11 protein-coding genes are annotated in these 8,891 nt (G+C 71.6%); 5 read left to right on the forward strand and 6 right to left on the reverse strand.

The features are described from left to right. Nucleotides 1-45: 45 nt before the first annotated feature. The 3 genes from HYE82_RS30085 (at nucleotide 46) to HYE82_RS30095 (ending at nucleotide 3,654) form a co-directional block, all read left to right on the forward strand. On the forward strand, nucleotides 46-1,380 hold the full coding sequence (locus HYE82_RS30085) for an ABC transporter substrate-binding protein (protein WP_179177352.1): 1,335 nt from the start codon (nucleotides 46-48) through the stop codon (nucleotides 1,378-1,380). Nucleotides 1,381-1,390: 10 nt separating this feature from the next. Beyond that, the gene (locus HYE82_RS30090; RefSeq protein ID WP_179177353.1) at nucleotides 1,391-2,725 is read left to right on the forward strand and encodes a carbohydrate ABC transporter permease; all 1,335 of its coding nucleotides are present in this window, start codon (nucleotides 1,391-1,393) and stop codon (nucleotides 2,723-2,725) included. Between the two features lie 140 nt (nucleotides 2,726-2,865). Beyond that, the gene (locus HYE82_RS30095; protein WP_256987899.1) at nucleotides 2,866-3,654 is read left to right on the forward strand and encodes a carbohydrate ABC transporter permease; all 789 of its coding nucleotides are present in this window, start codon (nucleotides 2,866-2,868) and stop codon (nucleotides 3,652-3,654) included. A 99-nt stretch (nucleotides 3,655-3,753) separates the two neighbouring features. Here HYE82_RS30095 and HYE82_RS30100 read toward each other — a convergent pair whose 3' ends face one another. Beyond that, on the reverse strand, nucleotides 3,754-4,161 hold the full coding sequence (locus HYE82_RS30100) for a YciI family protein (protein ID WP_179177355.1): 408 nt from the start codon (nucleotides 4,159-4,161) through the stop codon (nucleotides 3,754-3,756). Between the two features lie 104 nt (nucleotides 4,162-4,265). After that, a complete protein-coding gene (locus tag HYE82_RS30105; RefSeq protein ID WP_256987898.1) occupies nucleotides 4,266-4,754 on the reverse strand; it encodes a MarR family winged helix-turn-helix transcriptional regulator in 489 nt (162 codons plus the stop codon). Nucleotides 4,755-4,845: 91 nt separating this feature from the next. Here HYE82_RS30105 and HYE82_RS30110 point away from each other — a divergent pair, with 91 nt between their 5' ends. After that, the gene (locus HYE82_RS30110) at nucleotides 4,846-5,691 is read left to right on the forward strand and encodes an SDR family NAD(P)-dependent oxidoreductase (RefSeq protein ID WP_179177356.1); all 846 of its coding nucleotides are present in this window, start codon (nucleotides 4,846-4,848) and stop codon (nucleotides 5,689-5,691) included. A 75-nt stretch (nucleotides 5,692-5,766) separates the two neighbouring features. Here HYE82_RS30110 and HYE82_RS30115 read toward each other — a convergent pair whose 3' ends face one another. Together HYE82_RS30115 and HYE82_RS30120 are read right to left on the reverse strand one after the other, a co-directional pair. Then, nucleotides 5,767-6,966: a serine hydrolase gene (locus tag HYE82_RS30115; protein WP_179177357.1), complete on the reverse strand. Its 1,200-nt coding sequence runs from the start codon at nucleotides 6,964-6,966 to the stop codon at nucleotides 5,767-5,769. Nucleotides 6,967-7,145: 179 nt separating this feature from the next. Next, nucleotides 7,146-7,418 carry an SH3 domain-containing protein gene (locus tag HYE82_RS30120; protein ID WP_179177358.1) on the reverse strand — a complete coding sequence of 91 codons (273 nt, stop codon included), beginning with the start codon at nucleotides 7,416-7,418 and terminating at the stop codon, nucleotides 7,146-7,148. A 174-nt stretch (nucleotides 7,419-7,592) separates the two neighbouring features. Between HYE82_RS30120 and HYE82_RS30125 the strand changes: the two genes are divergently transcribed. After that, on the forward strand, nucleotides 7,593-7,793 hold the full coding sequence (locus tag HYE82_RS30125; RefSeq protein ID WP_179177359.1) for a hypothetical protein: 201 nt from the start codon (nucleotides 7,593-7,595) through the stop codon (nucleotides 7,791-7,793). A gap of 143 nt (nucleotides 7,794-7,936) precedes the next feature. Here the strand turns inward: HYE82_RS30125 and HYE82_RS30130 are convergent, their stop codons facing one another. Together HYE82_RS30130 and HYE82_RS30135 are read right to left on the reverse strand one after the other, a co-directional pair. Then, nucleotides 7,937-8,281: a hypothetical protein gene (locus HYE82_RS30130; RefSeq protein WP_179177360.1), complete on the reverse strand. Its 345-nt coding sequence runs from the start codon at nucleotides 8,279-8,281 to the stop codon at nucleotides 7,937-7,939. A gap of 35 nt (nucleotides 8,282-8,316) precedes the next feature. Continuing rightward, nucleotides 8,317-8,580 carry a hypothetical protein gene (locus HYE82_RS30135; RefSeq protein WP_179177361.1) on the reverse strand — a complete coding sequence of 88 codons (264 nt, stop codon included), beginning with the start codon at nucleotides 8,578-8,580 and terminating at the stop codon, nucleotides 8,317-8,319. Between the last annotated feature and the right edge of the window lie 311 nt (nucleotides 8,581-8,891).

Below are 8,891 nucleotides of genomic sequence, written 5' to 3' on the forward strand. Positions count from 1 at the left end.
CTCCTCTCCCGCCCCTCACCCGCCCCTTCGAAAAAGGAGCTCCTCATGCGACGACCCGGCACGACGCCCCGACGCCTCGCAACCGCCTCCTCGGCAGCCCTCGTCCTCGCCCTCGGTGCCACCGCCTGCGGCGGCGGCACCACCGGACCCGCCTCCGGCGGTGAGCTGAACGGCCAGACCGTCACCGTGGCCGGCGTCTGGACCGGCAGCGAGCAGAAGAACTTCAAGAAGGTCCTGGACGCCTTCACCGCGAAGACCGGCGCCAAGACGGTCTTCGTCCCCTCCGGCGACAACGTCTCCACCTTCGTCGGGAGCAAGATCGAGGGCGGCAACGCCCCCGACGTGGTGATGGTCCCGCAAGTCGGCGTCCTGAAGCAGTTCGCCAAGGAGGGCTGGCTCCAGCCCCTCTCCGACGAGGCCGCCAAGACCGCCGGCTCCTCCCTCGCCCCGGTGTGGAAGAACTACGGCACCGTCGACGGCACGTACTACGGCCTGTACTTCAAGGCCGCCCACAAGTCCACCGTCTGGTACGCCCCCGACGCCTTCGCCCAAGCCGGCGCCGGCGAGCCCAAGAGCTACGCCGACCTGCTGAAGACCGGCCGCTCGCTCGCCGACTCCGGCCGCCCGGCCTTCGCCGTGGCCGGCGAGGACGGCTGGACCCTCACCGACTGGTTCGAGAACATCTACCTCTCCCAGGCCGGCCCGGAGAAGTACGACCAGCTCGCCCAGCACAAGATCAAGTGGACCGACGACAGCGTCGTCAGGGCCCTCACCACCCTCGGCGAACTGTTCAAGGACAAGCAGCTCGTCGCCGGCGGCGCCGAGACGGCCCTCCAGACCGACTTCCCCTCCTCCGTCGAGCAGGTCTTCGGCCCCCAGCCCAAGGCGGGCATGGTCTACGAGGGCGACTTCGTCGGCGGTGTCGCCAAGGACCAGTTCGGCAGGAAGCTCGGCACCGACGCCAAGTTCTTCCCGTTCCCCGCCGTCGACGGCGGCAAGGCGCCGGTCGTGAGCGGCGGCGACGCGGCCGTCGTCCTCAAGCAGGGCAAGAACGGCAAGGCCGGCATGAAGCTGGTCGAGTTCCTCGCCTCGCCCGAGGCGGCCGAGGTCTGGGCCGGCGCCGGCGGCTTCCTGTCCCCGAACAACAAGGTCGCCCTCTCCGCGTACGGCGACGACACCACCCGCAGCACCGCCGAGTCCCTCGTCGCGGCCGGCGACTCCGTCCGCTTCGACATGTCGGACCAGGCCCCGGCCGCGTTCGGCGGCACCAAGGGCGCGGGCGAGTGGAAGCTCCTCCAGGACTTCCTGCGCGACCCGTCGGACCCGCAGGGCACCGCCGCGAAGCTCGAAGCCGAGGCCGCCAAGGCCTACGGGAACTGAGGCGCCCCCCATGGCTGACACCCTCACCGCCCGCGCCGCGGCCGACCCGCGGCGCCGGGCCCGGAGGAGGCAGCGCCGCCTCGCCGTCCTCTTCGTCCTGCCGGCCCTGCTCCTCCTCGGCGCACTGGTCGTCTACCCGGTCGTCTTCTCCTTCGTCCGCAGCCTGTTCGACGCCAGCGGCGACCGGTTCGTCGGAGCCGGGAACTACGCGGCGATCGTCCAGGACCCGGCCACCCTGAAGGCCATCCGCAACAGCACCGTCTGGGTCGTCGTCGCACCGACCCTGCTGACCGGACTCGGCCTGGTGCTCGCCGTGCTCACCGAGAAGGTGCGCTGGGCGACCGCCTTCAAGCTGGTGCTCTTCCTGCCGATGGCCGTCTCGTTCCTGGCAGCCGGCATCATCTTCCGCCTCGCCTACGAACACAACCCCGACCGGGGCGTGCTCAACGCGGTCGCCGTCGGCATCCACGACACCTTCGAGGACGCCGCCGCCTACCCGACCGCCCGCCCCCGCGAGGGCCACGGCCTCAAGGGCGGCGCGGGCGGCCCCTACAGCACCGAGAAGCCGGTACGCCCCGGCGACCCGGTCAGCCTCGGCTTCGTCGGCGTGGCACCCGCCGCGATACCCGCCGGCGCCACGGCCGCGGCCGCACCGCCGGCAGCCGGCAGCGACACCATCGCAGGCGTCGTCTACCTGGACTTCGCCCCCGGCGGCGCCGGCACCCCCGGCACGGTCGACCCGGGCGAGAAGGGTCTGCCCGGCATGACCGTCGAGGCCGTACGGGACGGCACGGTGGCCGCGACCGCCACCGCCGGCGCGGACGGATCGTTCCGCTTCACCGGGCTGGCCGCCGGCGAGTACACCGTCCGGCTGCCCGCGGCCAACTTCGCCGCCCCCTACCAGGGCGTGAACTGGCTGGGCCCGGCCCTGGTGACGCCGGCCATCATCGGCGCCTACCTGTGGGTGTGGACCGGCTTCGCGATGGTGCTGATCGGCGCCGGGCTCGCGACCATCCCGCGCGACGCGCTGGAGGCCGCCCGGATGGACGGCGCCACCGAGGGCCAGATCTTCCGCAAGATCACCGTGCCGCTCCTGGCGCCGGTCCTGACCGTCGTCTTCGTCACTCTGGTGATCAACGTGATGAAGGTCTTCGACCTCGTCTACATCATTGCGCCCGGACCGGTCCAGGAGGAGGCGAACGTGCTGGCCACCCGCATGTGGCTGGTCTCCTTCGGCGGCGGCAACGACCAGGGCCTCGGCAGCGCGCTCAGCATCGTGCTCCTCCTGCTGGTCGTCCCCGCGATGGCCTTCAACATCCGGCGGTTCCGAAGGAGTGGAACATGAGCAGCCAGGGCACCATCGAACGCCGACCGCCCGGGCGGGCGACGGCCCTCCGGCCCGCTCCCGTCCCCTCCCCGCCCGGGCCGCGCCGCAGGAACCGCCTCTCCCGCCTGCTGAGCAGCTCGGCCGTCCAGGCCCTGCTGATGCTGGTCGCCCTCGTGTGGATCACCCCGCTGGCCGGACTGCTGCTGTCCTCGATGCGCTCCGAGCAGGACAACGCCTCCGGCGGCTGGTGGACCGCCCTCACCGACCCGTCCCAGTTGTCCCTGGACAACTACGGCGCGCTGCTGGAGGACTCCGGTATCGCGGAGGCCTTCGGCAACACCGTTCTGATCTCGGTGCCCACGACCGTCCTGGTGGTCGGCATCGCGGCCCTGGCCGGCTACGCCTTCGCCTGGCTGGAGTTCCCCGGCCGGGACGGCATCTTCCTGGTGGTCGTCGGACTGCTGGTCGTCCCCGTGCAGATCGGCCTGCTGCCCGTGGCCAAGCTCTTCGGCGCGGTCGGGCTGTTCGGCACGATCCCGGGCGTCGTCCTCTTCCACGTCGCCTACGGGCTCCCGTTCGCGGTCTTCCTGCTCCGCAACTACTTCGCAGAGATCCCGCGCGAGATGCTGGAGGCCGCCCGCATGGACGGCGGCACCGAGTGGCGGATCTTCTTCCGGCTCGTGCTGCCGCTCGGCCGCCCGGCCATCGCGAGTCTGGCCATCTTCCAGTTCCTCTGGGTGTGGAACGACATGCTCGTGGCGCTGCTCTTCGCGGACAGCGGGTCCCAGCCGCTCACGGTCGCGCTGCAGTCCCAGATCAGGCAGTTCGGCAGCAACATCGGCGTCCTCGCACCGGGCGCGTTCCTGTCCCTGGTGGTCCCGCTCGTCGTCTTCTTCGCCTTCCAGCGGCACTTCGTGCAGGGCGTGATGGCAGGATCGGTCAAATAGCACTGCCGGTGAAGCAGCGCTGCCGTGAAGCAGCGCCTCGCGCTCCGCGCCTGATGGCGGCCTCCTTCTCCCGAGCCCGGGAGGGGGAGGCCGTCGTCGTCAGGCAGAGGGGGCCTCGCCGATCGGGCGGATCACCACCGGGTACTCGGGTGAGCCGGCCGGCACCGGGCACTGGGTGATCCGGGCCGCGATCGAGGTGACGCGGTCGATGCCGGAGCACTCCAGCAGCCAGTAGCCGGCGGTGAGGACGTCGCTGTCGGCGTACGGGTGGTCGGTGACCACCGGCTCGCGGCCGGGGGAGCCGGTGACGAACCGGGCCTCGGCGGGTGCGGTGAATCCCTGCGCGTCCAGGAGTTCCCCGGAGGAGGTCAGTTCCGAGTTGAGCTCGTTCATGAAGGCGATCATGGCCGTGATCTCGTCATTGCCCCACCGGGGAACGGGAGAGTCCTTCCCCTGCATCGCGTCGTAGTCCGCCTGGCTCGCCTGGACCGTCACGAAGTACTTCATCCCCCCAGCCAACCAGCTCCCGGCCCGGCGGGCCGGTTCCCGGACCGGGCCGGGTCCGTGTTTCCCCCGGGCGGCGGGACACGGGGCCGGGGGCGGGCGCCCGCTCAGGCGGACCTGGTTCCCGGCTCCTCGGCGAGCCGCTGCTTCTCCGCCTTGAGTTTGCGCCACACCGTGCCGAGGGCCGCTGTGTCCTGCTCGTCGAGGAGCTCCGTGAAGACCGGGGCCAGAGCCTCCCGGCGGGTGGCGTCGGCCTCGGCGAAGACCCGGTGGCCCTCTTCGGTGAGGGAGACCTCGACCGACCGCGCGTCGCGCGCCGAGGGGGTACGGGACACCAGACCGCGGGCCTGGAGGGCGTCCACCACGCGGGAGACCTGGCTGCGGCTGAGCATGGTGCTGTTGCCGAGGACGGAGGCGGGCACCGGGTCGGGGCTGGACGCGAGCCACAGCATCACCTCGAACCAGGACACGGGGAGGCCGTGTGCCTTGGTGAGGGCCCGGTCGACGCGCTCGGTCAGCACCGTGCCTGCCCAGACGAGCCCGTAGAAGGCGTAATCGGCGGCGGGCATCTCGGCCTGGGGCAGTTTCTTCCGCATGGATCGAGTATAGGGAGGGAGTTGCGTGTGCACGCACACAAGCCTATGGTTGTGTGTGCACGCACATAAACGATTCATCGAAAGGCCTGCCATGTCCGCCACCGCCCGCACCGTCCTGATCACCGGAACCTCCTCCGGGATCGGCCTCGCCGCAGCCGTCGCCGCCGCCCGGGCCGGCTGGCGCACGATCGCCACCCTCCGCGACCCCCTGCGCGCCGACGCCCTGCGCAAAGCCGCTGCCGAAGCGGGGGTCGAGCTCGACATCCGGCAGCTCGACGTGACGGACGAGGCCTCCGTCGCGGCCGCCGTGGCCGGCGTGATCGCTGACTACGGCCGACTGGACGCCGTCGTCAACAACGCGGGCGCCGGTCACGTCGGCACCCTGGAGAACGACTCCGTCGCCGACGTCCGCAAGGTCATGGAGGTCAACTTCTTCGGCGTGCTGAACGTCTCCAAGGCCGCGCTCCCGCACCTGCGCGCCGGCGGCGGCCGCCTGGTCACCGTCACCAGCGTCGGCGGCGTCGTCGGCCAGCCGTTCAACGAGGCCTACTGCGCCGCCAAGTTCGCGGTCGAGGGGTACATGGAGAGCCTGGCCCCCGTCGCCCGCACCCTCGGCGTCACCGTGTCCGTCATCGAACCCGGCGCCGTGTCCACGGAGTTCGTGAACAACATCGGCTTCGACATCGAGGCCGACATCGACGCCGGCCCGTACTCCGACGCGCTGCGCCGCTACGTCGAGCGCACCGTCGCGCAGTTCCTGGACGGCGCCGCCCAGACCCCGGCCGGTGCGGCGGAGGCGGTCATGGAGGCCCTGACCGCCGACCGGCCCGCCTTCCGGATCCAGACCACCGACTGGGCCCGCGGCTTCGTCGGCACCAAGCTCGCCGACGTCGACGGCTCCGCGGTCCAGGCCCTCACCTCTGCCTGGGTCGCCTGACCGCCTGACCGCCTGACCGCCTGACCGCCTGACCGCCTGACCGCCTGACCGCCTGACCGCCCGACTGCCGGGCCGTCAGTTACCGAACGCGGCCACGGCCAGGCGCTGGGCCACCGCCGGGGCGCCCTCGGCGGAGGACGCGGTGCCCAGCGCGTAGACCGCGCGCCGGCTCAGGTCGCGCGAGGCGAAGACACCGCTCCGGTATCCCGGATCGGAACCCGTCTTGCCCCACAGGACCGAGCCGTCCGGCAGCGGCACGGACATCAGGCCGACGCTGAAGCAGGCCGTGCCCTTGCCGGGGCCGGTGTTGCAGTTGGAGGTGTCGGCGTACGGCAGCGGCTTGCCGTCGGCGCCCTTCGGAAGGGCGAACAACTCCGCGGCCTGTTCCGGCCGCAGCAGCCGCCCGCCGAACAGGCCGGTGACGAACCGGTCCAGGTCGGCCGCGGTGGAGGTCATGCTCGCGGGCAGACCGCCCTGCACGTTGACGTCGACCAGTTCGCCACTGCTCCTCGGCTGGTAGCCGGGCAGGTACGGCCGCGGTACGGGCGTGCTGCGGCCCGGCGCGGCGGGCTTGGTGTCCCGCATCTTCAGCGGCTTCAGGATGCGGGTCGTCACCTCGTACCGGTACGGGTGCCCGGTGATCACCTCGATGAGCCTGCCGGCGACGCGGTAGCCGAAGGAGTTGTACTCCTGCCGGGTGCCGGGACGGAAGCGCGGACCCGGAGCCGGCCTGCCCTCCGGGCGGAGCGTCTGCCGGATCACCTCGTCGAAGGTGAGGTAGTCGAGCCGGCGCTCGATGTCCTCGTCCGGGGACGAGGCGGGCGCGCCCTCGAAGTCCCGGGGCAGGCCGCTGGTGTGGTTCAGCAGCTGCCGTACGCTGACCGGCTCCGTGAACCGGTCCTCCGGCAGCAGTCCGGGCAGATAGTGCTGGACGCTCCGGTCCAGGTCGAGCCGCCCCTCGGCGGACAGCTGGAGCAGGATCACCGCCTCCATGGGCTTGGTGATGCTGCCGATCCGGAAGTGGGCATCGGGGCTGATGCGCTTGCCCGTGACGACGTCGCCTGACGTGCCGCGCCACATCTGCCCGTCCTTGTGGACCTCCGCCACGACACCGGCGGCGCCGTCGTCCGGCCGTACGGCGATCGCCTCACGCAGTGCGGCGGGGTCCAGGCCCGTGCCGGGCCCGGCGCCGGCGGCCTGCGCGGGGGTGACGGCGCAGAACACCACGGCTGCGGCGAGGGCGAGGGGGAGGGGAAGGGCGGAGCAACGACGCACGGCACATCTCCACTGGGCGGGCGGTGGAACAGGACGGTTCGATCCTGTTCGACCTGCCCACCCGATACGACGGGGACCCCCCGGGGCCCACCCCGAAACGACCCTGACCCCGTATCAGGGGGCCGGCCGGAGGGAGCGGCCGGGGGAGTGACCCGCGTGCCGGGGCCTCCCCGTACTCCTCAGCCCTCGGGGTGCGGGGGTTCCACGTCCTTGGAGAGGGGGACCTGTCCGGTGTTGTCGACGTGCCGGGCCGAAACCCAGACGGGCCTGTCCCGCAGCAGGTACCAGATGCTGTTGCCGTCGATGTCCTGGGCGTGGACCTTGCTCATGAGGCCGATCTCCGCACCGTGGGTCAGGGTTCCGGAGATGGCGGAATCGGTGCTGGGATACCTGCGCAGGTTGACGCCGTTGGCGCTGACGACCGTACCGAAGGGCTGCTGCGGGCTGGGCATCTCTTCCTCCAGGGCATGGCGGGTGGCGGTGATCGCCGCGCCCGGGTCCGGGCGCGCTGACCGCAGACTAGCGCCACCCCTCCACTACAGCGCGTGATGCCCGTGATGCGTGGTGTCACGTTGCGTGTCACCGTGGGCCAGGAGGAAAACCATTCGTCGTGAGGAGTCGCCGTCATGGGCGGTATGCAGAACAAGCGCCAGAAGCCGGGCAAGGGCCGCGAGGAGCAGCAGCACATGGATCGCAGTGGGCAGGACCCCACCCAGTCGGGGAGCGGAGAAGGCGGCCGGGGCAAGAGCCCCGAGGAGCTCAGGCGCCGCCAGGAGGAGATGACGCGCCGACGGGACGAGGACGAGATGCGCGACGACGAGCGCTGACCGAGGCGGCGCGGCCGCGTCGTGACGTCGTCACGCTGCCACGTCGTCACGCCGTCACGCCCAGGCATGCAGGGCCCGGCCGGGGTTCGCCGTCGATCACCTCGGCCGGGTCCTGCCATGTGCTCAGGCGGAGTGGGGCGTGCTCACGGGCCGGGCGGGCGGGTGCCCGCGATCCAGCGCTGGACCGTCGCGTTGGCCGCGTCGTCGAGGGCGGAAAGGACTTCGATGGCATGCAGGTCGCCGGCGAGCGGCGGGATGCCGGCCGCGGTCAGTGCCGCGTGCAGTTCGAGGCGGCGGCGGTGCACCGCGCCGACCCGGCCCGTCGGCCGCCCCTCGCGGTCCCGCGGCGGATCCGGAAGCGGTCCGGGGGCCGGCGTACGGGCGGCAGCGGTCTCGTAGTCCTCGAAGTCCCGCGCCCCGGGGAACCGGTAGGGGTCGAGCGCGTCCTGCGGTGTCGGCGAAGGGGAAGAGCCTCGCCAGGTGTGCATGCAAGAACCTCCTGGTTCTGTCGCTGGTGGCAGGATCAGCGCTGCGGCTGATCCTGCAGGGCGCGGGCGCCGGCAGCGATCACCTCGGCGAGCTGGTTGGCGAGCGCCACGCCGCATCCGCCGAGCCGGACGAATCCGCGGCAGCCCACGGGACCGTCGTTGGCAAGGGAAGGGAGCACCAGACCGGCGAGGGCGAGAGCGGCCTGGAGGTTGGCCACGGCGTCCTCGCCGGCCTGGTAAGCGGTGTCCTGGAGCTGCCTGTACCGGATCCGCTCGGCGTAGGAGGGCTCATGCATCATTCCTGCTGTCCTCTTCTTCGGGAAGCGAGGGGGAGGTGAGGGAGGAGGGGGCGCTCGCGCGTTCGTCCGCGCTGGGGGGGGTGCCGGAAAGGCGCCGTCAGAGATTGCGTACAGCCCGTGACCTGTTGGTTTCGGCTGTCGTTCCTGAGATGTAAACGATCATTCCGGTGCTCCGGAAAGGACCGCGTTCTCCATGCAGTTATCGGCTGTTGCCTGTTCGCCCGTGTCTTCGTTCCCGGCGCCTTCCACGGCAGGGCGGCGGAGGGCGGGCGGGCATGGCAGAGGCGCGGCCGTCATGCCCCGTAGTGGAA

This window comes from Streptomyces sp. BR123 (genome assembly GCF_013401435.1).
Lineage (GTDB): Bacteria > Actinomycetota > Actinomycetes > Streptomycetales > Streptomycetaceae > Streptomyces.